The organism is Leptospira alexanderi serovar Manhao 3 str. L 60 (genome assembly GCF_000243815.2).
Classification (GTDB): domain Bacteria; phylum Spirochaetota; class Leptospiria; order Leptospirales; family Leptospiraceae; genus Leptospira; species Leptospira alexanderi.
Genome location: NZ_AHMT02000031.1, coordinates 1 through 22,842 on the forward strand (window position 1 = coordinate 1; position 22,842 = coordinate 22,842).

The following is a 22,842-nucleotide window of genomic DNA, read 5'->3' on the forward strand; positions in this document are numbered from 1 at the left end:
AAAGATCGAGAGTTGTATTTTTGAGAGATGCAGAAGAGCCACATTTGTTTCTGGGTAAGATGGGTAAGAAGCTGGAGCATTCGAGTATTACAAGTCTCTTTGCGGTGTTTAGAGAGGCGGCTTCTGTCAACAAGCGTCAAGCGGTTCATATCTTCAGGCATACGACGGCGACTGGGATGTTGGACAACGGAGCGGACATACGGCACGTTCAAGAGATGCTTGGACACGCGGATCTAAGTACGACTCAAATCTATACCCACGTAGCGATTCGAAAGTTAAAGGAAGTGTATGACAAGACGCATCCATCACTCCATACGCCGGATTCGAGTTCTTTACTGATCCCTATAAAAATGAGTACCTAAATACCAGCTTGTCTCCAATAACTATCGAAACTGATTGTATTTGATTTCAATATACCTAAAGTAGATTTAGTTCTTTGAATCAATTGGCTAAGATTCTCCGGACAAAAATTAGCCATATAGTTTTTCTTCCAACGACACCAGATATATTCTTGAGGATTTAACTCCGGAGCATAAGGAGGCAAAAATTCTACTCGAAGCCTTTCCTCGTTTGCTTTTAAAAATTCATTCATTGTTTTGCTTTTATGAGCAGATAGATTATCCCAAACTATTAAAAATCTTTTTTGCGATTTTCCTTTAGTAAGTATCTTTAAAAATAAATAAGGTCCTGGCTTTTAACAGAGCCTGTTATGATCTGGAAGTGAAAATCTTTTTTAGAAATAGCACCGATTACTGATAACTTTTTCCAAGACATCTTGTGACGAAGGATCGGTGTCTTTCCGATTAAGCTCCAAGTTTTTATCGTATATGGATTCTGGCTGATTCCGCTTTCATCTAAAAATATGACCTTAAACCCTTCATTCTCTGCTTTTTTTTATACCGGGCCAAGTTTTCGTTTTCCAAGTTTCAATTGCCTTTTCATCTCCTTCCAACGCTCTTCTTTTAGGTTTTTGATACGAAAATCCTAATTGATGTAAGAGAATTCCTACGTAATCTTGATGATACGTTACTCCGAATTCTTTTCGTATGATTTCCGATACGCGATACGTTGACCAAAGTTCATTCGGATAACCGTAATCTATTGGACCTTTCAAGATGATTCTTTTTAATTCTTTCTTCTCTGAAATGGTCAATTTGGTCGGTCGACCTCGTCGACCATTCCATTTTACTCCTTCGATTCCTTCCTTTTCATATCTTTCTCGCCAACGCATTACCGATTGCTTACTTACTCCAAGCTTTTTTGATACTCCGTAACACGTGTAGCCCTTCTTCAAGAGAGCAATTCCCTTCAACCTACGTTTTTCCAAACGTTTTAACTTTTCCCTTTCTAAGTTTTGCATTATGACAATGGGATATTATTGTTATATTTTTGGTTACTCTTTTTTGTTAGGGATCAGTAATAGGTGTTTATACGACATTCAGAGATTAATAGTTAGGCGCCATTTTAAAAATTACATAGAGGAACATACATATGACAATTTTAACGATTTTAATATTTCTGCTCGTAGCAATCTATTTAGGATACTTGCTAGTTAACAAAACTAAAGCATATAACGCGTTATATGAAAAATATAAAAATATTATCGATTTAGAAGCACATAAATCAAACGTCATTAAAGAAACTAATGATTCGATTTCAGAAAGAAATAGAACGCTGACTGAAATACAGATTCAAATAGATCAAATGAGGTCGGATTATTCGGCTAAAAGACAACTTTTAGAAGCGCTAATCCGTGAAATCGAAATCTTTAATGAACAATCAGAAATTATTAGCTATGGAATATACAGTCCACATTTTGATTTTGATACTTCTGATCAATATAAAGAAAAACTATTGGCGGTTAGGGATTCCGGCAAGGAGATGATTAAATTAGAAAAAGCAGCATATTCAAGCACAACCTGGACAGTGAACGGGAGTAAAGCCGAAGGTAAAAAGCAAACAAAACATTATATAAAACTGATGCTACGTGCTTTTAACGGCGAATGTGAAGCAATGATTTCTGATGTTCGTTGGAATAATATTCTAAAAATGGAAGAAAGATTACTAAAAGTTTACGAGGCTATAAACAAATTAGGGGAAACGCACTCAATTCATATAACTAATGAATATTATAAATTAAAGTTGAACGAATTACGACTTACTCATGAATATCAAGATAAAATTTATCAGGAAAAGCAAGAGCAGAAACGAATTCAAGAGCAAATTCGTGAAGAGGAGCGGTCTCAAAAAGAAATCGAAAAAGCGTTGAAAGATTCTGAAGATGAAGAAAAGCGTTACACAAAAGCCTTGGAGCAAGCGAAGAAAGAACTTGAAAAAGCACAAGGTGATCAATTACAAAAAATTCAATTGAAAATGGCTGAATTGCAGCGAGAATTAGAAGAAGCACAACAGCTAAAACAAAGGGCCCTTTCGATGGCGCAACAAACGAAAGCAGGCCATGTATATGTAATTTCAAATATTGGTTCTTTTGGAGAAAGCGTATATAAAATTGGTATGACCCGACGACTTGAACCAATGGATAGAGTAAAAGAGTTAGGTGATGCCTCGGTTCCATTTGAATTTGATGTTCATGCAATTATTTATTCTGAAAATGCACCTGAACTTGAAAAATTGTTCCATAGGGAGTTCGATTTGAGAAAGGTTAACTTAGAGCCGGTCTCAAAACTACCTATTAAAAAAGTTAAAAGCAATGATGGAGCTTGCGAGATAAAGAGATGCCAGATAATTTTCCGCTTTTCTATCCCAGCGAATTAGAATAGCTCTGAATCGATTGTGCCAACTGTTTGTTCTTTCAACGACCCAACGCCTTGGTTTTCCTTTATATTTGCCGATGAGAGGCTTCTCACCTTTTTTCCGAATATGAGCTCGAATGTTTCTTTCTTGATGAATGCTTCTATATCTTTGAAGTCATAACCTTTATCTAAACAAAGATGCTTTCGGTTTTTTTCTTTTTCTTCCGGAAAAAACTAAGATTGAATTCAACGTATCTTTTACACCGCGTTTGTCATGAACGTTAGCTCCAGTCAACGTAATTGCCAAAGGAATACCATTTCCATCCGTAAGAATATGCCGTTTAACCCCTAATTTGGCACGGTCTGTAGGGTTCTTTCCGGTTAAGCTCCCCCTTTGGGAGCTTTAACCATTGCGGAATCCATCGAAGCCCAGTCCCATTGCTATCTTATTCTTCACATCATAATATTTTAAAATAGATTTATAGATCTTTTTAAATACTCCCGCTCGTTCCCATTCTTGAAATCTTCTATGACAAGTTTGACCGGACCCAAAGTCATTCGGAATTGCACGCCACTGACATCCCGTTTTCATTCGATAGATAATCCCTGCCATTACCACTCTTGCAGGTACACGATTGCGCCCCCCTTGGGGATTGACCTTTTCTTTAGGGATAAAAGATGCGATTTTTTGCCAAAGGGCATCAGGTATCTCTGAATAATATTTGTCCATTTCACATTGATATTATTATGCTTTCTCAGTACAAGCAGTTTTGAGACCGGCTCTTAGTAAACAACAGAAAAGAATTTTTTTATATTACGCTGAACGAAATTGAAGAAATCGCAAAGAAACATATAATCGATATTGAATTTACTAAGATAGCTGAAGCAAGAGAGTATAGAGAATCGCTAAAAATTCGAGCAGAACGAGAAAAAGCGAATTCGGCTCCCAAAGTCTCCGTTATGGATAAAATCCCGCAAAGTATTTAAAAACGGCGTATAACTTCGTCTCCTCGCTTCGTTCGGAATCGCTAATGCGATCTTCACTACGGTCTTCGACACATTTGCTTTGACGTTCGGCTTGTGATCGCTCACTAAGGTTCGCTCAAGCCTCCGTCAATCCCTTCGCGCACAGGCGCTTCGGGAACGCAAACGTCGAGGAGACTCTTTCGTTATGCGACATCGCTCAGGATGGAATATCTAAATGACCTAATTCTGTTTTCATTAGTCAAGTTTATTTCTTTAAACTATCGGTACAACCAAGTTTTGGGACACGCTCTTATTCTAAAGGGTAACCTTGCCCATTAAAAAACGAAGCAACGCCCTAAAATAACTTTCTTGAATTTCGAATTTGGAAGCTATTCCAACTCTAACGTTTAAAGATATCTGAATTTACATCTAAGGTACTAAAAATTTTTCCTTATTCGTATAATATTATAACATAAAATAATATTTTTATCGGAATTTTTATTTTCAATTTCCATGACGTATGAAAATATACTTTTCTCCAACTATTCTTAACGAAGTTTATTTTATAAACTTCGTTTCATCTCCTGTATCTCCATTCAAGGTTTTCGGATTATATATCCGGAAACCGAATTTTTTAATATTTTAAATTATGTTCTTTTAAACCTTAGATATATATAATTTTAATGCGAAGTGTTTAGGAAAGTTCTGGATCATCCGATCATCCATTGCTACATTTTAAAGAGGTGCAATAAACTCTATCTTAAGTGATGGTAATCTCTTTTTTCAAAACAATATCCCAAGGTCGGATTTTGAGTTTGATTCAATCACAATAGTCCTGATAAAGATGATTTACTAGAAGGTGAAGTAAAATAATTAATAAAGATAAGATTCCACTGCTCAGGTAATCCATTTGCTTCGAAAAGAATATTCCATAAATACATTCTGCTTCTACATCTTAGCGCTAAATGGCTTGGTGTTTTTCGTTTCTCTCCGGCTAAAAATGGCAAAACTCTAATATACTTGGCAACTATGTTTGTATCATGTCCCTATGGATTTACATGACTACGTCTTAATTTTTCAAAAAAAGAGGATGTGAAAATGAGTCGTTTGATAGTTTTGCTAGTAGTTTTGTTGGTCTCAATCGGAGTTGATTTTTCTTACGGAATAAACCCTGCACTTATCCATATTTTATCGAGTGCTATCCCTGGTTCGATAATTCAAAAGCCAACCGATAATCCGAAAGATAAGCCTGTCAAGATCGTCATACATGATGGGGGAAGATTTTGTTATGCTCCTGTTTTTATCGGTGGTGAAAGTTATATTCAGATTGAGCAATGTTGGGAACAGGATGTTGCTAATGCAAGGTACGATGTATTTCAAAGAATTTCTTATTACATTCAAGACACGTGGTTATGTATTACTGCCCCTGAGAAAGTAGTTAAGGGAGAGACAAACCAGGGTTATGTGAACTTAAGACCTTGTACTATCAATGACCCTTTGCAGAGATGGATCGTAAAGGAGAACGCGTTTTGGACTGCAGATGGGCATTATCGTTTGAAAGATGTGAAGTGGTATGCCTATATCTCAAAAACCTCTAAGGGTGGCTATAAGCATACCTTAGATACTTCGATGAAAGATTGGGTTCAAACTGTGGCGACTCCTGGCAACATCAGCATCAAAACTTCCATAGCTTGGAATTTGGGAAATAGTCGCTACTTTATTCGTTCAAAAGGCTCAAAAAAAAATACTACGTCTATCTACTACAATCCTGAAAGCGGACATCTTGCTCAATACAATCCTATTAGCGGACGTCTCTATTGCATGTATTCTAAGGTAGGTAGTTATCAATGGAATTGGATTCAATGGGCATTGTGTAGTGATGCGCCTACCAGTAAGGATAATCCCGCTTATTGGAACGTTTATCTTCAAACTGAAGAGGGAGGGATGATCAAGGATTATAAAGGAAATATTCTCAGAGTTACCAGGTATGGGCCAAATTGGGGTGTTGCCTATGCAGTTAAACCCTCTTTTTTGAAAACAGACGCTACCAATAGTCCTACGTCTTTGTTTGTAGTTGATGGAGATTTACTAGATTGGATACGTTATGCAACCGGCAATCTTGGAAAGACAGAGCAGTATTGTCCAGCAGGTAATAAGGAAGGTCTTGCCCATAAAAGAGTAAAAAGGACCTTACCCCCTGACTTTCAATTAAGTGATGATTGGATTCGGAGGCTTTATGAGATATCGAATTCAGCTACGCTTGCATCTCCAGCTCAGCTACATGGGATGTGCGGCGTTTGTCTGCTTCAGAGCTTCCAGATGTTAGCAGAACTTCAGGAGTATTATTCTCAAGGCCCTCTTCAGAGTGGAGGTTACTTCTTCGATACAGCTCGTGATAGAGACCCTTTTGTCTCATTTGGACAACGTTATCCGTTATTGGACATGTTGCTGACGGACGTGCCTAGAGTATATGGTATAGACGGTCGCACAACGAGATTACTGGGGTTAGCATCCGCTAGGACTATGTTGCCTCAGTACGACTGGATTGTCTCTGATGAATTCACCACCCGGCCTGAGATAATATCTCACATTAATTCACTCATCAATTCTCCTCCCGGGAGTATTTGGTTGGGGATGTTAGGGCGACAGCGTTCCGACGGAATTGTAGTGGGGCATGCCGTTCCAATTCTTAGGACCATTCAGGGGTTGGTGGTAATTCAAACAACCTCGCTTTCGACAGCATTTGACCTTTACAGGCAAGCTTTAACGCCCACCACGGATCCGCTCCAGGTAATTTATAACCTGGAAGCACCAGATAGAACTCTGACAGTACTCATAACTATACAGATAGGGGATGTTGACCACAATGCATTTAACTTTATAATTTCTAACAGGAATTGCACTGGAGAAGGGGATGACAGAAGAGGTACAGGAGGATACCCAACCAGCGCATCAGTGAATCAGTGCTCTGGGGGAGAAGGCAGGTGTGCGCTACCAACCTCGGCGATGAAGCGAAAAAAGAAAAGAGCAGCTTCCTTCCTGAAATAATGTCATAACCAAAAGAGTCGTAGATAGCGATTTTATAAATAACAAAATGGGTCTTTTGAATTCGATTTTTTTGCACTGTTTTTAAAATTTCTTTCTGCTAAGCTTTAAAATAAAAGCCCTTGTTTTCAGTTGTAGGTATCCCCTACTTCGAATCGAATGGGTTTCCATTTCGTTTTTTGGATAAATTATAAATACTGTTTTTATTTCAGAGTTTTCTTATACGTCTCTGGATTGATCCAAAAAATCGAATGTTTTTGTTAGAATCAAAAGCATTCTTATTGGCGAATTTAAGCAGAAAAATTTTTTGTTTTCGAACGTTCGGATAAATTGATGATGATTGTATCCAATATTTGTAGAACTTAATATCTCATCCGTTATTTATTTTTCAGAAACGATATCTTTATTCAAGTTATTACAGTATTCTCAATTACTACTGATCCCTACATAATAGAGTGCCCAAGATTCTGTCTTTAAATGGGAATTTGTGCTAAAATTGACGGTGCCTTTATGTAGAAGATCGGTAGAAAATAGCGCACGAAACTACCAATAAATTTTTAATATTTATTTGGTCGCGCTTTATTCGTTGTAGAACTTTCTACAAAAGTGTATCTTACCGACAGAATTTTTATTGTATGTAATACAAGTTTACAAATAAGTTATTTTATTACCGACAATCTTTTCTCTGGACAGGACTTCTTCGGAGTGGAATTTTATACATTCTCCGTTTTGAATATTCGAAATTTGTTTTAACATTGGTTTGTACATTTTCAGCATTCGCGTCATAACGAAACCATGCGTGCACAACGCGACAACTTGATCGGAGAAAAGTTCTGTTATACGCATTAAGGAAGAATGGATTCGATAGTCCATTTCCCGTTTCGATTCTCCGTTTGGAAAATGAAGTTTGTCGTAAGCCGGATCATGATTGTTCCATCTTTCCCAAAAGGATTTTCCAAAATAAAGATCAACTTCGCTTATCAATTTCCCTTGTCCTTCTCCCAGGAACACCTCTCTGAAATCGGAATCAAAAATCGGATTTAGACCGAGTATTTTCGAAACGATTTCGCTCGTCCTTTTAGCCCTTTTGAGATCACTGCTTAGTAAGATTTCAACGCCTTTATTTTCTAAGATTGAGGCGATGGATTCAGCCTGACGTTCCCCTGTCTCCGTGATGGGAATTTCTAAATGTCCTTGGAGCCGACCTTCTTTGTTCCAGTCGGTTTCTCCGTGCCTAAAGACATAAAGTATATTTGATTTTTTAAATGTGTTTTTCAATTTCTAAATTTCCATTCTTCCCAAAGCCAAACACCGATTGAATAGATAAACACATAAAATCCTGCGGTTAAAATGGAGGATAGTAGAACCAGCTTGTTGGCTTGAAGAATTTGTTCTATTCGGAATTCTTTTTTGTTATCTCCCAATTTCGGCTTAACGTTCTGAATTCCGTTATAAAAATTGATCCCGCCGAGTTGTATCTCTAACGCTCCGGCGACAGCGGCTTCGGTAAGTCCCGAATTGGGACTTGGATGTTTTTTTCCGTCCCTGTGGAGAATATACAATGAATTCTTAAAGTTATAACCGAGAATCAGAGATGAAAAAACGAGTATGTAAGACGTGATTCTCGCGGGTAGATAATTTGCCAAATCGTCCATTCTTGCTGGAAAACTTCCAAATTTTCGATATCGATCGTCTTTATACCCGAAAAGAGAATCTAACGTGTTAATTGATCGATAAAACATCGCCCAAGAAGGTCCTCCGAAAGCCGCATAAAAAAGAGGGGCTGTAATGCCGTCTACAAGACTTTCGGCGATGCTTTCCACGCAAGCTCGGATGATTTCTGGTTGGTTTAAGTTTTTTGTGTCTCTTGCGACGATTCGAGAAACTTTTGCACGAGCAAGCGGGAGATCGGTTTGCGCTAAAGCATCGTAAACTTCTTTACTATGGTCGATCATGTCCCGAATTGCGATCGTAGTGTAAATTGTCATTATCGAAAAGAACGAGGTTAAAATCCAATGAAGTTTGTCCGAAAAGTGGATAAGAAAAAAAGGTATCGAAAAAGAAAAGATGTACACACAACAGGATGTCAAAATTCCTGCGAGTTTTTCCGAATTACAGTGAGTCCTGAAGAATTTTTCAGATACCCTTGCAAGTTTACCGATTACTCGTACGGGGTGAGGTGCGTTTCTCGGGTCTCCGAATATCAAATCAAGAACAATAGACAAGGAAATGATCCAAGGCATTTTAACCGAGTCCTAATGTTTGATAGATTAAATCCATATTTAAAGAACGTCTAACGTGTTCGGCAAGTCTATCCAAAGATTTTTCCAAATCATAGGAAAATTGAATGTTAATTAAAGGCGGTTTCCCTTTCCGAATTCGGATTTGATCCAGATATTTCCTGCGAAATTCGTCCTTGTCAAAGATTCCGTGGATGTATGTTCCCCAAATTTTTCCCGTTAAATCGCTATGCCCCAACTCTTCGGTTTTTCCATTTAAAAAGATTACTCGCACATTTTCTCCGATGGAAGTTGTTTTCCCATGGTGAATCTCGTACCCTTCGACTTCGCATCCGGTAGGAATATGAGTGGCGATTGTTTGTTTGAGAGATTTATCTTTTTCTAATATGCTTTCTATCTGTAAAAGTGAAAGTCCTTTCGCGCTTCCTCGATCGGTTTCGATTTTATGGGGGTCGAAAATGTTTTTTCCGAGCATTTGATAGCCGCCACAAATCCCTACTATGTCGGTTTTCTGGTTTTGCGCGAGCGCGATAATCCGATCCGCTAATCCGATATCGCGCAAATGGTCCAAGTCGGTAATTACATTTTTGCTTCCGGGAAGAATCACGACGTCCGGTTCTCCCAAATCTTTACAGGTCCGTACAATTCTTACTCGAACGTCGGGTTCGGATTTGAGCGCGTCGATGTCCGTATGATTGGAAATTCTCGGGATATCGATCAAAGCAATATCTATCCTTCCTTTCAATTTAGACGTATCGTCTAACGCTCCCGATTTGAATTCGAGGGAATCCTCTTCCGGCAGACCCAGGTTCTGAAGATGCGGAACGATTCCAAGAACTGGTTTGCCCGTAAATTCTTCGATATATTTTGTACCAGTTTCTAAGAGTTCCTTTACTCCTCGAAAACGGTTGATAACAAAGCCGAAAACGAGTTTTCTTTCCCATTCCGCAAGAGTTTCCATCGTTCCTAAAATCGAACCGAAGATACCTCCGTGATCTATATTGCCAACAAGGAATACTTTCGCCTTCGCGTATTCAGCCATTCTCATATTGACTATATCGTTCTTTTTCAGATTCACTTCGGACGCACTTCCGGCCCCTTCTATTACAATTACGTTATACTCAGATGAAAGAGAATCGTAGGATTTTTTCACTTCTTCGAACGCGGTCGATTTGTATTCAGTGTAGTCTTTGAAATCCATTGCACCCACGGGTTTTCCGTTGATGATTACCTGCGAATCCTTTTCACTCGAAGGTTTGAGCAGGATTGGATTCATTCTTATATCGGGGGAAATTTTTGCGGCCTGTGCTTGTAAAGCTTGTGCTCTTCCGATTTCTCTTCCGTCCGAAGTTACAAACGAATTGAGAGCCATGTTCTGCGATTTGAAAGGCGCTACTTTCACTCCCTCTTGTGCTAAAATGCGGCAGAACGCAGCGGTTAAGATGCTTTTGCCAACGTTAGATGCAGTACCTTGCAACATGATTGCCGGTGTTATTTTTTTCGGAACTTTATGAAACTTATTTGTTCTGTAAAATATGTCAGAAAACGCGTTTGCAATTTTTTCATTTTCTTCTGGAGTACGCACTGCGATTCGAATGAAGTTTTCGGATAGTCCGGAAAAGTTTCCGCAATCCCGAACTGCGATCCTATGTTTTCGAAGTAGTTCTTGTGTTAATTCTGTCGCACTCCGATCTTTTAATATTTTGATAAGGATAAAATTCGTATCACTTGGAAATACATGAAGAAATTCTAAATTAGAAAGATCGCATTCTAGTTTTTCTTTCCAACTTAGAATTTTTTGTTTTGATTTTTCTGTGTGCTCGTCTTCTGCAATTGCCTTTTCGTAAACCGAGGCGGCGAGCGTGTTTACGTTCCAAGTCGGAAGCCTTTTTGAAAGCGAAGAACAAATCTGAGGAGAGGCAAAACAGACTCCGATTCTCAGGCCGGGAATCGCAAGAACTTTAGTCATGGATCGGATTAGAATCATATTATTGGTTCTGTCATTGAGAAAGGAAGTTCCTTTCGGACAAAGATCGATAAAGGATTCGTCGATAACAAAAATATAACTCGGAAACTCGGAGGCGAGTTTTAGAGTTTCGTTTCTATCGAGAGTGATGCCTGTTGGATTATTCGGATGTCCTAGGAAAACCAGCGCTTTTTGATCCGATTTTGATTTTAAGATGTTTCGGACTTCATCAAAGTCTAAACGAAAAAAATCCTTCTCTTTGAGAGATAGTTCCATGCAAGGAATGTTTTTAAGCGAAATTCCTTCTTTATATCCGCTATAACAAGGGGTTACGATCAAAGCGTAATCTGTGTCTACTGCAAAAGGGATTTGGAGAATGAGTTCGGACGCACCGTTTCCAAGAACGATTTGCTCTGTAGGTATTCTATATTTTGAATGTATTGTTTTCTTTAAGGATGTATAATTTGGATCCGGATAGGAGATAAGATCGCTAATTTTAGAATGGATGAAAGGTCTTAACCATTCAGGGAACCCGAGCGGATTGACGTTGACGGAAAAATCCAAGATTTCATTCGGTTTACATCCAGCTTTTTGCGAGAGTTCGATAAGATTTCCTCCATGTCCCGATTGATTCATACTATTTTCGGGTTCCCTTGATTTCGAATTTGTTTTCTTTTATTTTAAGTGAAATGCCGCTTACCATGAAGTATACAAAATTCGCGTTATGTGCTATTGATTGGTTGCATATTCCCAGAAGATCCCTGTAAATCCTTCCTGTTTTACTTTCGGGAACGAGTCCGAGTCCTACTTCACTACTTACGAATATCACATGTTTTACTTCGGAATTTCGAATACTACGGATGAGTTCCGTGCAATTCTTTCTAATCGTAGTTTCGTTGATTTCGGTATTTTTTTTATCCGCCTGATACAGAAGATTGTTAATCCAGAGACTGAGGCAATCGATTACAACTATGGAAGATTTTGGTAAACGCCCGGGCTTGAATACATTCAAAAGATCGAATTCTTCTTCTATGGTCTCCCATAGAAGATATTCCCTTTCTTTTTTGTGTTTTAGGATTCTTTGATTCGTTTCCTCGTCGAAAGCGGGACAGGTCGCAACAAAGTATTTTTTCCCTTGGAGTTCGTTTGCTAACTTAAGTGCCAAACCGCTTTTGCCGCTTCTGCAACCTCCGGTGATCAAAGTTATGTCGGCCATTTACATTCCTTTTTAATGATATATTGATTGAGACTTAGAAGCGTTTGTCTCACTTCCGTAAAACTTTTTTTTGCAATTTCCGAAATGGATTTTCTGAAGTTTGAGAAAGTGAAATGTTTTTGCATATCGGATAGTTTTTTTCAAACCCCAGCTTTTATTTTCAATTTGTTCTCTTTCCAATTTGTAATTCCTTGACTGACAGACTCGTGGACGGCTTTTCCGATAAGATGACCCGAAAGTGTATGTTTACCCGTGTAATGGATTGTCGAATTGCGTGAGGGAGAAGCAAACGCGATACAATCGGTTCCGGTTCCGGTCGCAAGATTTTGACCAGCTTTGCTTAGTATCTTTGCCTCCAATACTGCAAGTGTTCTTGCTTCTGCGATCAGAGAAACTGCTTCTAAGGAAGTGCTTAGATTCATAGGTGCGGAACATTGCACGAGGATATTGATTGTTCCGTATGTTTTTAATTGGGAAGGCCGATCACCTATACGAACCGAATTTCCAAGTCCTGCGGTTACGATTGATCGAATTCGTAGATCTTCTTTTTGTAGGATTACTTCCGAATAATTTTCAAGAGAAACACTCGTGAGAAAACCGACTACGTTTCTGAATTCTTCTTTTTGGAATAAACGTTTACGGAAATAATCGATAGGATCGATGTCCGGTGTAAGATCCTCGTTTCGAACACGATGCCATAAAACACAATCGACTTGTTGTGTCCAGCCTCCGCCAATTACCGCCCAACTTAGAACGTTATGTGGCTCGTTGAAGTTTGCGGTGAGCCAGGATGCGGAATCGTTCGTAATAAAAGGGGCGTGGATCATCTTGGAGCCCGTAGACAGGATCGAACGAATCCTTCTGGTAAAATAGGATTGGACGCCCAGTGGGCGTGTACATAGGAGGCAAGAACACAATTGTGAAAATACCCTTCTTCACTTACTTCGTTTCCTTTTCTTTTTCTTAATCCGTAAACGAGTTCGATAGAATGTGGTTCGTCGAGTTCGAAATTTGAATAACGAAACTGATGACCTCTGAACCTAAGTCCCGCTTCTCCAAAAAACGTTTTTTGTCTTGTAACAACTTCCACGTAGCCGAGGGCTTTTAATTTTTCGTTCATGATAGTGCTTCCCGGAATCAAACCCACCATCGGATAGGATTCTCCCGAAACGAGCTGGATTTTTTTTGAAAGATACATGAGCCCGCCGCATTCGGCGTAAATCGGTCGTTTTTTATATGAGAATTCTCGAATGTCGTTTAACAAAGATTCGTTTTTCGATAAGGCCGAGGCAAAAAGCTCCGGATACCCTCCTCCGATGTAAAGTCCGTCGACCTGAGGGAGTCGGGAGTCGGCGATAGGGGAAAAAAAACGAGTTCGGCTCCGGCTTCTTGTAGCAGCATTAAATTCTCTTCATAATAAAAATGGAATGCGGAATCCATACTGATTCCGATTTTACAACGGCTTGAAATTGTTTTTATTTTCGAAGTCGGGATTGAGATCTTCGGAGCTGAGCTTGCAATTTTTAGGACGGAATTGATTTCTAATTGTTCTTCCCCTTCTTCCCCCCAAAATATAAGTTTTTCTTCGGATAAGTTTTCCTTTGAGGCGGAGTATAAACCGAGGTGTCTTTCGGGAAATGCCTGTTGCGGATGTTTTGAAAAACCCCCAAGGATTGGAACTTCCGAGGATGCTTCTCGTAGAAGTTGAGTATGCGATTTACTTCCGATAAAATTGGTAAAAGCCCCGGCGAGGTTGAGATCTGGGTCGAAGGTTTTCAATCCTTTTAGAATTGCGGAGATAGTTCTTGCCATTCCGCTTGCGTCTACGACCACTAACACGGGTGAGGCGGTCCATTTTGCTATCTCGGCGGTGGAGCCAGCTTCCGAGTTCGGAGAGTGTCCGTCGAACAATCCCATTACTCCTTCGATGATCGCAATATCCGCGTTATGACACGCTTTATGAAAGACATTCAAGACGGATTGTTTCCCCATCAACCATCCGTCCAAGTTATGGCATGTTTTTCCCGTTATACGAAAATGGTACGTCGGATCCAAATAATCGGGCCCGCATTTGAAGGTTGCGACTTTAAATCCCCTTTTTTGAAACGCTTGCGTGAGCGCGAGAACAACTGTGGTTTTTCCGACACCGCTTCCTGTGCCTGCGATTACGATTCTTGGAATTTTGATTTCTGCGTATGAAACGTTCATTAGAAATCGATTCCTTGTTGCGCGGGAATTCCGTTTCGATACGGATGCTTTTTGGCTTCGGTCACGCTGACTAAATCGGCGTAGTCTGTCAGAGTTTCCGGACAGTTTCTCCCCGTGATTACTACGTGGACGTTTTTCGGTCTTTTGGCTAGAATTCGGATAACGTCTTCCGCGTTTAACCAGCCATAATGGAATGCGTAAGTAATTTCATCTAGTATTATTATATTATAATTTCCTTTTAATATCATTTGACAAGAGATGGACCATGCAGACTGTGCGGCGATTTTATCTTTGTCCAGATTGTTGCTATCCCAGGTAAAGCCAGACCCCATAACGTGGAAGTCGAGTTCCGGAATGGTTCTTGCGAACATTCTTTCTCCCGTTTCCCATTTTCCTTTTAAAAATTGGACGACTCCGCATTTCAACCCTCTTCCTAACGCGCGAAATACGATTCCGAGTGCGGCAGTGGTTTTTCCTTTCCCATCACCGGTATGAACGATCACGAGTCCTTTCGTTCTTTTCGAATCTGAGTTCATAAATTCTTTTTTACTTTTCTGAATCTGTGCGAAAAATCGGCTGAGTAAAGTTTGGAGTCTGCAAAGTCGTGGCAGTTTAAAACTGGGCCGACAAAAATAATCGCGGCGGAGAAAATTTTTGCCGTCTTCACTTTCTGCGCAATGTCGCTTAATGTTCCTATGAGAATTTTTTGTTCCGGCCAGGTTGCTTTTTGAACTACGACTACCGGACATTTCTCTCCGTAGTATGGAGTCAGACGTTCTACGATTTTTCGAATGTGTAAAACGCTTAAAAAGAGAGCGAGAGTTGCGCCGGACTGGGCGAGAATTTCCAGTCTTTCCTTTTCCGGCATTGGGGTTCTTCCTTCCATACGTGTGATGATGATGGTTTGAGAAACTTCGGGAAGGGTCAGTTCTTTGCCTAAGGCCGCCGCCGCGGCGGTAAAAGAGCTGACCCCTGGAATAATTTCATATTCTATATTCAAAGAATCTAATTTTCTTATCTGTTCCGCAATGGAGCCAAAAATGGAAGGATCTCCCGTATGAACTCTGGCTACGTCCTGGTCGTTTTCTTTTGCTTTAAGAATTACGGAAATGATGTCGTCCAGAATCATATTCGATGAATCTAATACAATTGCGTCTTTTTTTGCTCTTTCGATCACTACCTTTGGTACAAGTGAACCCGTATAAAGGACGACCGGGCAAGTCTCCACAAGTTTTGCCCCTTTTACTGTAATCAATTCCGGATCTCCCGGACCGGCTCCGATGATATAAACTTTCATAACCCCTGAATCTCTAACATTTTAAAATTACCCCTCGGACTAAATTCCAAACTTCGGAGGGAACGATTCCCAGCCAGGAAATGTCCGTATATTCTTGTCCGTTTAAAAAAACTTTTTCACTTTGATTCTTTACGTAAGTAAGAAGACGTTCGCTTACGGAGGAGTTTCTATGGATAACGAGTTTCTCATAGATTTCGTGGGGAGAGATTTCGTTTGGAACGAACATTAGGAATTCGAATCGAAGATTTCGAACCTTTTCGAACTCTATAATTTTTAATTCGAAGTACCGATCCTCGTATTCCTCCGGGTCTGCAAAACCATAGTCTTCGAATCGAGTCGGAATTTTGATTTTTCCAATGATATAAAATTTTTCTAAACTCTTAAAAAGAATTCCTCCGCCCAGACGGCCTATGTAGGATAACGTGTTTTTTTCGGAATCTACGGACTTAGAATTCTTTTTCGTATTCTGTCCTTGAATTTGCGAAAGTAGGTTTAAAGTTTCCACAGCTTTTGCTGCGGACGAATCCATGAACATGGTGGATTTTTTGACAAAGGCTCCGTGAATTTTCGTGATGTTCAGGTTCGAATGGTGGTCGTCGTTATCTGAATTTACTCTGCTCTGTAAATCCCCCGTAGAACGAAGAGAAAAACCTTTTTTCTGCCCTTTTTTGAGACTTAAGTCTTCCAGAGAATATTTGTTTGTATAACCTCTCGGAGTGATCATGAAATCTTCATAGACGAACGTATTTGAAGAGCCTACGATCACGGTCGTGTTCATTCCAATTTCGTAATCTAAAAAATTGTCCAGATCCGAAAGTTGGATGTTTTGTTGTTTTCTATAAGCGCTTTTGACTAAAGCGACCGGAGTTGTTCCCGAACGATGTCGCTTAATAATTTTAGTAGCTTCTACGATCTGTCTTTGTCTTCGCCCCGAAGCCGGATTGTAAAGGGTGATAACGAAGTCCCCTTTGGCCGCGCATTCCAATCGATTTTCGATGACGGACCAAGGAGTCAAAAGATCGGAAAGGGAAATTCTTGCCATATCGTGAACGAGAGGAGCGCCAATCAAGGAGGCGCAAGAACTATCTGCGGTTATTCCGGGAACTATTTTGATTTCGGGAGAATCTCCCCTTTTCCAACCGGTTTTTTGCAGTACTTCAAAAACAAGTCCTGCCATTCCGTAGACACCAGCGTCTCCCGAAGAGATTAAGGTAACGATTTTTCCTTCTTTTGCCGCATCAATGGCGGTTTGTGCCCTACCCACTTCTTCCGTCATTCCCGTTTGGGTTACTTGTTTACCGACTAAATGGTGTTTAACGAGACCGATATAAGTGGCGTAACCGATCACAAGATCGGCTTCCTGGATCGCCTGTAAAACTGCCGGAGTTATGTGAGTGTCGTTTCCTGGGCCGATACCGACGATGTTTAATCTGCCTATTTGCATTCTTCCTCCTTTGTTGAGTTTATGGAAAAATCGGAACGTGGGTCGCGAGGCCGTTTCGGAAATGGAATTCGGGAAATTGCAATCGTGAGATTTTTACCGTTAGGCGATTCCTTATATTTCTGTTTCGGGACCAGAAGAGAGTCTGCACCGGACGCGAGAAGGCTTGCGGCTTCACTCACTGATTTTGTTCCCACGAAATTTTTTACGGTTTTCGAAGGCGATTGGATCCAGGAGACACGATCTAATTCTTCCGAAGAAAAAGTGATCAATTCCCAATCGTATTTTAAAGAAAGTGAAAGAAAGGCGGGCTCGTCTTTTTTTAAGTCCACAGAGGCGATCGCTTTTACACTTTGGATCGCAAGGCCGTTTTCGTTTAATACTTTGTAAATCCCGTTTTCTACGGTTTCCAAAGGGATGTTTCTGTCGCAGCCTAGGCCTAAAATTAGAGATTTAGGATGATATAATATAGAATTCTCATAATGTTTTTGATGGGTTTTTTGAAGATTGTTTCTGTCCGTTGCAATTAAAAGGATCTCATAATCTTCCGAACGAACTTGGTTTAAAGAAACGGAATATTCTACGCCTTTGGGAAGATTTTTGTCCAAAGGCCACCAATTCGGTTCTCCCGTCTCCTGAACGAATAGAACTCTGGCTTCGTTGACTACCGCCGCGCATCCTCGGGTCACATTTCGATCGGGATGTTCCAAAACCCAACCTAGTTCCCTGCCTAAAATGTCCACGGTTAAAGTTCCGGAAACGTCAGACGCGGTCGTGATCACCGGAATATTAGAAAGGGTTTGTGCGAGTTTTTCCGTAAAAAAATTTCCCCTTCCTACGTGTCCGGATAAAACGCAGATTGAAAAATTGGCCCGATCGTCTACACAAAGAACTGCGGGATCTACTTTCTTATTTTCTAATAAAGGAGCGATCATGCGGACCACGGCCCCCACGCTGATGATAAAGATATGACAATCGTATTCCCGGAAGATTTCACGTAATGTTTGATCCATAGGAAGGGAAAGAGGTTTGGAGTTTGGCGGCGCTTCCTGGATAAACTTGGAAGAAACGAAAAGATCTACTCCTGTCCAAACGGATTGAATTCTTTTGGCGATTTCAAGTCCGTGTTTGGTTATTACAAAAACGGAATACGGTTTTCTATTCCGTTTCAATATTTTGTCCTTTTAATGCGCCCTTACGTTTTCGAATGGAAAGAATTACCATCGAAAAATAATCGCAGCTTTCGTTCTGAATTGTTTCTATATTTTTTACGATTTTTTGCCGATCTGTCGTCCCGTAAGAAACGTAACTCGCGTTCTGCAGAATATTCAATTCCTTTAATATAGAAACGAGTCTCGGAATGACTCCGCCTACTTTTGTAAGAACGATCGTATCGAAATGTCGTATGAGTTCGGGAAGGTCTTCCAATCCGTAAGTTCCGGGAACCACGCAGAAACGTTCTCTTCCATCTGCGAGAGGGGTTTGAAGAATAGCGGGAATAGCGGTGATGGACGAAACTGCTGGAACGGTTTCCACTTCGATCCCGGGCCAACGATCGTTTACTTCTTCTAAAAGATAATTCCAGGAGCTATAGACGGAAGGATCACCTTGTGTGATGAAAGCGACGTTATGCTTCTTTTTCAAGCGTTTCCCGATTTCCGAAAAAGCTTTATCCCAAGCGGGCATAAGAATCTTCGGATCTTTCGTCATAGGAAAATGAAGAAACAATTTTTCTTGGGAAGAATTTTCTCTCACAATCGGAGAACAAATTCTCCATGCGAAAGGTTCCAGATGTTCGCTACTTTTGGGAATGGCTAGAACTGAGACCGAATTCAAAACATTCACTGCTCTGAGAGAGATCAAGTCAGTGGCCCCTGGACCGACCCCGACTCCGTAGAGTTTTCCATATTTGCCGGAAATCATGCGGAAAATCCTTCCGGTTTTGTGATTTTAAAAATATGAATTGGGTTCAGAGCTTCGTATTTAAGATAATTTGCAAGAGGTTGTCCTCTGGAAATGTTTAGAAGCGTAACTTCTGGAACAAGGTTTAACTTTTTAAAACTGTGATAGGCCTCCGTGACGTTATCCAGAGTGACTGCGTTGATGACTAAACTTCCCAAAGAAGCAATTCTATTTAAGGAAATTCTAATAATATCGTAAAGGTTTCCTTTGGAGCCTCCAACAAAAACGCAATCCGGGTCGGGAAGGGATTCCAAAATCTCGGGAGCCTTCCCGGGGATTACGTATACGTTATCCGTTTTTCTGGAATAAACATTTTGTTTGCAAATTTCAATTCCTTCCGGATCGACTTCGATTGCGTATACCTTGCCGTCTTTTGCGAGTTGTGCGGCTTCGATCGCTATTGAACCGGAGCCAGCTCCTATATCCCAAACAACGCTGTTGTCGCGGATATCCAAAAATGCGATGGAAAGAATTCGGATTTCCTTTTTTGTGATGAGTCCGTTTTTGGGAATCCGTTTTGCGTAATCTTCTTCGGAAACGTTAGGTACTATTGGAGGGGATCTCCAAATCGTATTGTTTCGAATAAGAATCAAGACGTTTAAAGGGCTAATTCCCTTTTCTTCGCTTAACGATTTAAGATCGAATTTGCGCACTTTTTCCTTTTTGTTCCCAAGATCTTCGCATACGAAAGCGGTCCACTCCGATTCTTCGAAAGATAGCAGATAGGAAGCGATCGTTTTCGGGCAATTGAATTCGTCTGTGAACAATGCTACCTTACGAAGGGATTGAAGTTTTGTGACGAGACCTTCGATGGGTCTTCCGTGTAAGGATAAAATTTCGGCGTCGTCCCAGTGGATTCCCACTCTTGCAAAGGCTTGTTGGATTGTGCTCGGTGCCGGAATAAAATCGACGTGTTCCGATCCGACTTTTTTACTGATTAGGCTTCCGATTCCGAAAAAAAGAGGATCCCCGGATGCGAGTACACATACCGAATGTTCGTAGGCAAGATCGGCGATTTTTTCGATCGCTTGCGTAAGGTTCCCTTTGAATACGATCTTTTCCCCTGAAAATTGGGGAAAAAAATCCAGATGCCTTTTCCCTCCCGCGAGAACTTGCGCTTTGGAGACGGCGTTTGCCGCAATGCTTGATAACCCAAGGCAGCCTTCGTCCCCCATCCCAATCACGGTAACCGCTTTCATTTTTTCCCTCTTTTGGAAGATAAAAGAAGAAGCGCGTGAAGAATTGCAACGGCGATTGTACTTCCTCCTTTTCGTCCTTTCGTGATAATGTAGGGCACCGAAAACACATTAGAACATTCTAATTTTATAATGGCTTCTTTGGATTCGTTTGCCGAAACAAATCCGACCGGAACTCCGATGACTAGAGCCGGTTTGATGCCTTCTAAGCGGATTAATCTTTCGATTTCGAGCAATGCCGTGGGGGCATTCCCGACGACGATTACCGCCCCGTTCAAAAGATTGGATATCTTTGCTTTTTGAATCGCTTCGATCGCTCGTGTGGAATTTTTTTCTTTCGCTTTTGCGATCACGTCTTCGTCCGAGATAAAACAAAACGTTTTACAGCCGTAAGCTTTGAGTCTGTCTTGGTTAAGGCCGGCGAGTATCATCTGAACGTCGCAAACGATCGGGCATCCTTTTTTTAGGGCCTGAATTCCAGAATTGATCGCTTGGTAGTGTATTTTGGTAATATCCTTGTATTCGAAGTCAGCCGTTGCGTGGATGATTCTACGAACCACTTCCCATTCTTCCTTGGAAAAAGGATGTGAACCCGCTTCTTCGTCTATGATCGAAAAGGATTTGTCTTCGATTTCTCTACCGAGGGACGTCATTTGTCTCATATCATTCATGTATCAAATTCCCTTTCGTAGTTTCAATTTTTTGCGAAAAATTTTCACATTTGCCCAAAAGTGTTCCGTCGAAATCCACCATATAACAGGAAATCGACATATTCGTTCCCGCGTGTTTAGAGCAGTTTCTCGCGACGATTTCGCAGATTTTGGTCGTGATGATTTCGTATCCGTTCGCTTTACAAATTTCTAATACATGTCTTGCTGTATTTGCGTTTTGGATGTCGATCGCAATTGGTTCGGGGATTCCCACGGATCTCGCGATATCGGATAACATTTTAGTGTTCACGGAAGAACCGCCCCTGTGAGTCATCATTACGCCGTCGGCCATCTTGGATAACTTTCCAATCATACCAACGATGATCACATGACGTATGAATTCCTTAACGGAAGTTTTAATACCCGTCCCGATAAAATCTCCGACTTGAATAAAAGAAAGTTCTTTCAGATTCGGAAATAGATTCATAGCAAACTTTTCGGATTTTCCGCCCGTCGTGAGAATGACGGTGTCAACTTCGTATTCTCTCGCCATACGAATCGCTTGGATAACGCTTGCTTTAAATGCGGCTGTGGAAAACGGCTTGACGATGCCTGTGGTTCCTAGGATGGAAATTCCTCCGATTAGGCCTAGGCGATTGTTCATCGTTTTTTTTGCCATTTCTTGACCGCCCGGAACGCTGATTTCCACTTCCGCGCCGTTGAATGAACTTCCTACCAATTCCTCCAAGATCATCTCGCTGATGTTTTTTCTAGGAATCGGATTGATTGCGGGTTCCCCCACTTCTATGCCGAGTCCCGTTTTTGTGACGGTGGCGACGCCGTCTCCACCTTTTAAAACGATTTTGCTCTCTTTTGTTAAGCGAACTCGTGCTGTGAGTTCCGCTCCGTGTGTACAATCCGGATCATCTCCGGCGTCTTTGACGACGCTACAGATTGCGACTTCTCCATCGAGTTGACAGCGTTTGACGGGAAAAAGAACTTGTCTGTCGTTCGGAAGAGTTGTTTCGATTTCCAAAACGGGTTCTCTCTTTAAGAGAAGACGGGTCGCAGCCTTCGCGGCGGCGGCGGAACAAGCCCCTGTCGTAAATCCTTCTCTTAATTCTTTCGTAGACATAGTAAATCGTCTAATGGCCGTTAAGTTAATTCTCCGATTTTCTTTGCGGAGTTGAAGAAAGTTTCCATGCCGATGTCTTCTTCGTTCATACCTCTCACTAGGAGAATGTTTTTCATGGTTCGGATTAATTTCCCATCTCCTGCTAAGAACGCGCTTGTGGGAAAAATGGAGGAATCCAATTCTTCGATAAAGGAACGAATACATTCGTCCGATCGGTACGGATGATTGATTTTAGGAATGGGGATTACATTCAAAAAATGGAATTCTTTTGGAAGTCGTTGTAAAATTTCCTGAACGGGAACGGACTTTTCCTTTGGAAAAAAGAACCACAATACCGACGTTTCCTTGAGTTTGAATTGCCATCGGGAAGAATGAAGAATTGCGTTGATCGCCGTAATTCCCGTATCTGTTGCTACGAGGAGGGTTTTCCCTTTTTTAGGCCAATCTGGATTTCCGATAAATTTACCCCAGGGACCCGAGAATTCGAGTTCGCTACCAATTGCAAGATTTGGAATATGATTGGACGCGGGCCCGCCCTGGATCGGTTGGATGCAGATTTGAAACTCTTCCTGCTGTAGGTCCGACGAAAAAATGGAATAAGCCCGTTTGATTTCTTTTCCTTCGGGCGTTTTCAGACCAGAATTGAAAATCACGTACTGGCCACCTAAAAAGTTCAGGGGTCCGTTTTTAGAAACGAATGTAATCGTAGCGGAACCGTCCGTTTTGACGATTTTTTTGACTTCGGCTCTTTTGGGAAGGGTTGTCAT

20 protein-coding genes and 2 pseudogenes are annotated in these 22,842 nt (G+C 40.8%); 3 read left to right on the forward strand and 19 right to left on the reverse strand.

Annotated elements, in window-relative coordinates; genetic code table 11:
• Window positions 1-362: tyrosine-type recombinase/integrase (locus tag LEP1GSC062_RS10990; protein WP_155827657.1), on the forward strand; the 362-nt coding region annotated here is incomplete at its 5' end.
• Here LEP1GSC062_RS10990 and LEP1GSC062_RS25855 read toward each other — a convergent pair.
• From LEP1GSC062_RS25855 to LEP1GSC062_RS25865, 3 genes are read right to left on the reverse strand one after another with little or no spacing between them, the layout of a single operon-like run.
• On the reverse strand, window positions 359-667 hold the full coding sequence (locus LEP1GSC062_RS25855) for a transposase (protein ID WP_425268432.1): 309 nt from the start codon (window positions 665-667) through the stop codon (window positions 359-361). The genes LEP1GSC062_RS10990 and LEP1GSC062_RS25855 overlap by 4 nt on opposite strands.
• Window positions 668-669: 2 nt before the next feature.
• Window positions 670-864 (reverse strand): transposase, encoded by a 195-nt coding sequence (locus LEP1GSC062_RS25860; protein ID WP_155827668.1) that lies wholly within the window; start codon window positions 862-864, stop codon window positions 670-672.
• Window positions 865-877: 13 nt separating this feature from the next.
• Window positions 878-1,360, reverse strand: a complete 483-nt coding sequence (locus LEP1GSC062_RS25865; RefSeq protein ID WP_020984263.1) for an IS630 family transposase — start codon at window positions 1,358-1,360, stop codon at window positions 878-880.
• Window positions 1,361-1,491: 131 nt separating this feature from the next.
• Between LEP1GSC062_RS25865 and LEP1GSC062_RS11005 the strand changes: the two genes are divergently transcribed.
• Entirely contained in the window at window positions 1,492-2,775 is a 1,284-nt protein-coding gene (locus LEP1GSC062_RS11005; protein WP_010579325.1) for an SNIPE associated domain-containing protein, read from the forward strand.
• Here LEP1GSC062_RS11005 and LEP1GSC062_RS23985 read toward each other — a convergent pair.
• Window positions 2,686-3,483 (reverse strand): annotated as a pseudogene (locus LEP1GSC062_RS23985) (IS5 family transposase). The gene LEP1GSC062_RS11005 and the pseudogene LEP1GSC062_RS23985 sit on opposite strands and share 90 nt — an antisense overlap.
• 1,334 nt (window positions 3,484-4,817) lie before the next feature.
• Between LEP1GSC062_RS23985 and LEP1GSC062_RS11020 the strand changes: the two are divergent.
• Complete coding sequence (locus LEP1GSC062_RS11020; RefSeq protein ID WP_020984274.1) at window positions 4,818-6,767, forward strand: DUF1561 domain-containing protein; 1,950 nt, start codon at window positions 4,818-4,820, stop codon at window positions 6,765-6,767.
• A gap of 645 nt (window positions 6,768-7,412) precedes the next feature.
• Here the strand turns inward: LEP1GSC062_RS11020 and LEP1GSC062_RS11025 are convergent.
• The 15 genes and pseudogenes from LEP1GSC062_RS11025 to LEP1GSC062_RS11095 form a co-directional block, all read right to left on the reverse strand.
• On the reverse strand, window positions 7,413-8,042 hold the full coding sequence (locus LEP1GSC062_RS11025) for a histidine phosphatase family protein (RefSeq protein WP_010579329.1): 630 nt from the start codon (window positions 8,040-8,042) through the stop codon (window positions 7,413-7,415).
• Window positions 8,039-9,007 carry an adenosylcobinamide-phosphate synthase CbiB gene (gene cbiB / locus LEP1GSC062_RS11030; protein WP_010579330.1) on the reverse strand — a complete coding sequence of 323 codons (969 nt, stop codon included), beginning with the start codon at window positions 9,005-9,007 and terminating at the stop codon, window positions 8,039-8,041. The genes LEP1GSC062_RS11025 and cbiB overlap by 4 nt, the downstream gene beginning before the upstream one ends.
• Before the next feature lies 1 nt (window position 9,008).
• Window positions 9,009-11,606: a cobyric acid synthase gene (locus LEP1GSC062_RS11035; RefSeq protein WP_010579331.1), complete on the reverse strand. Its 2,598-nt coding sequence runs from the start codon at window positions 11,604-11,606 to the stop codon at window positions 9,009-9,011.
• A gap of 1 nt (window position 11,607) precedes the next feature.
• Complete coding sequence (gene cobU / locus LEP1GSC062_RS11040; protein ID WP_020984270.1) at window positions 11,608-12,186, reverse strand: bifunctional adenosylcobinamide kinase/adenosylcobinamide-phosphate guanylyltransferase; 579 nt, start codon at window positions 12,184-12,186, stop codon at window positions 11,608-11,610.
• Window positions 12,187-12,326: 140 nt separating this feature from the next.
• Window positions 12,327-13,013, reverse strand: coding sequence for an adenosylcobinamide amidohydrolase (locus LEP1GSC062_RS11045; RefSeq protein ID WP_010579332.1), 687 nt, complete (start codon window positions 13,011-13,013; stop codon window positions 12,327-12,329).
• Window positions 13,010-14,394 (reverse strand): annotated as a pseudogene (locus LEP1GSC062_RS11050) (cobyrinic acid a,c-diamide synthase CobB). Before LEP1GSC062_RS11050 ends, LEP1GSC062_RS11045 begins: the two are co-directional and overlap by 4 nt.
• Window positions 14,394-14,930, reverse strand: a complete 537-nt coding sequence (cobO, locus tag LEP1GSC062_RS11055) for a cob(I)yrinic acid a,c-diamide adenosyltransferase (RefSeq protein ID WP_010579333.1) — start codon at window positions 14,928-14,930, stop codon at window positions 14,394-14,396. Before cobO ends, LEP1GSC062_RS11050 begins: the two are co-directional and overlap by 1 nt.
• The gene (gene cobM / locus LEP1GSC062_RS11060; protein WP_010579334.1) at window positions 14,927-15,691 is read right to left on the reverse strand and encodes a precorrin-4 C(11)-methyltransferase; all 765 of its coding nucleotides are present in this window, start codon (window positions 15,689-15,691) and stop codon (window positions 14,927-14,929) included. Before cobM ends, cobO begins: the two co-directional genes overlap by 4 nt.
• A gap of 13 nt (window positions 15,692-15,704) precedes the next feature.
• The gene (gene cobJ, locus LEP1GSC062_RS11065; RefSeq protein WP_010579335.1) at window positions 15,705-17,135 is read right to left on the reverse strand and encodes a precorrin-3B C(17)-methyltransferase; all 1,431 of its coding nucleotides are present in this window, start codon (window positions 17,133-17,135) and stop codon (window positions 15,705-15,707) included.
• On the reverse strand, window positions 17,126-18,304 hold the full coding sequence (locus LEP1GSC062_RS11070; RefSeq protein ID WP_010579336.1) for a cobalt-precorrin 5A hydrolase: 1,179 nt from the start codon (window positions 18,302-18,304) through the stop codon (window positions 17,126-17,128). The genes cobJ and LEP1GSC062_RS11070 overlap by 10 nt, the downstream gene beginning before the upstream one ends.
• A complete protein-coding gene (gene cobI, locus LEP1GSC062_RS11075; protein ID WP_010579337.1) occupies window positions 18,291-19,055 on the reverse strand; it encodes a precorrin-2 C(20)-methyltransferase in 765 nt (254 codons plus the stop codon). The genes LEP1GSC062_RS11070 and cobI overlap by 14 nt, the downstream gene beginning before the upstream one ends.
• Entirely contained in the window at window positions 19,052-20,293 is a 1,242-nt protein-coding gene (locus tag LEP1GSC062_RS11080; RefSeq protein ID WP_010579338.1) for a bifunctional cobalt-precorrin-7 (C(5))-methyltransferase/cobalt-precorrin-6B (C(15))-methyltransferase, read from the reverse strand. The genes cobI and LEP1GSC062_RS11080 overlap by 4 nt, the downstream gene beginning before the upstream one ends.
• Complete coding sequence (gene cbiC, locus LEP1GSC062_RS11085) at window positions 20,290-20,961, reverse strand: cobalt-precorrin-8 methylmutase (RefSeq protein ID WP_010579339.1); 672 nt, start codon at window positions 20,959-20,961, stop codon at window positions 20,290-20,292. The genes LEP1GSC062_RS11080 and cbiC overlap by 4 nt, the downstream gene beginning before the upstream one ends.
• Window positions 20,954-22,075 (reverse strand): cobalt-precorrin-5B (C(1))-methyltransferase, encoded by a 1,122-nt coding sequence (locus tag LEP1GSC062_RS11090; protein WP_020984271.1) that lies wholly within the window; start codon window positions 22,073-22,075, stop codon window positions 20,954-20,956. The genes cbiC and LEP1GSC062_RS11090 overlap by 8 nt, the downstream gene beginning before the upstream one ends.
• Before the next feature lie 20 nt (window positions 22,076-22,095).
• Window positions 22,096-22,842 carry an FAD-dependent oxidoreductase gene (locus LEP1GSC062_RS11095; protein WP_010579340.1) on the reverse strand — a complete coding sequence of 249 codons (747 nt, stop codon included), beginning with the start codon at window positions 22,840-22,842 and terminating at the stop codon, window positions 22,096-22,098.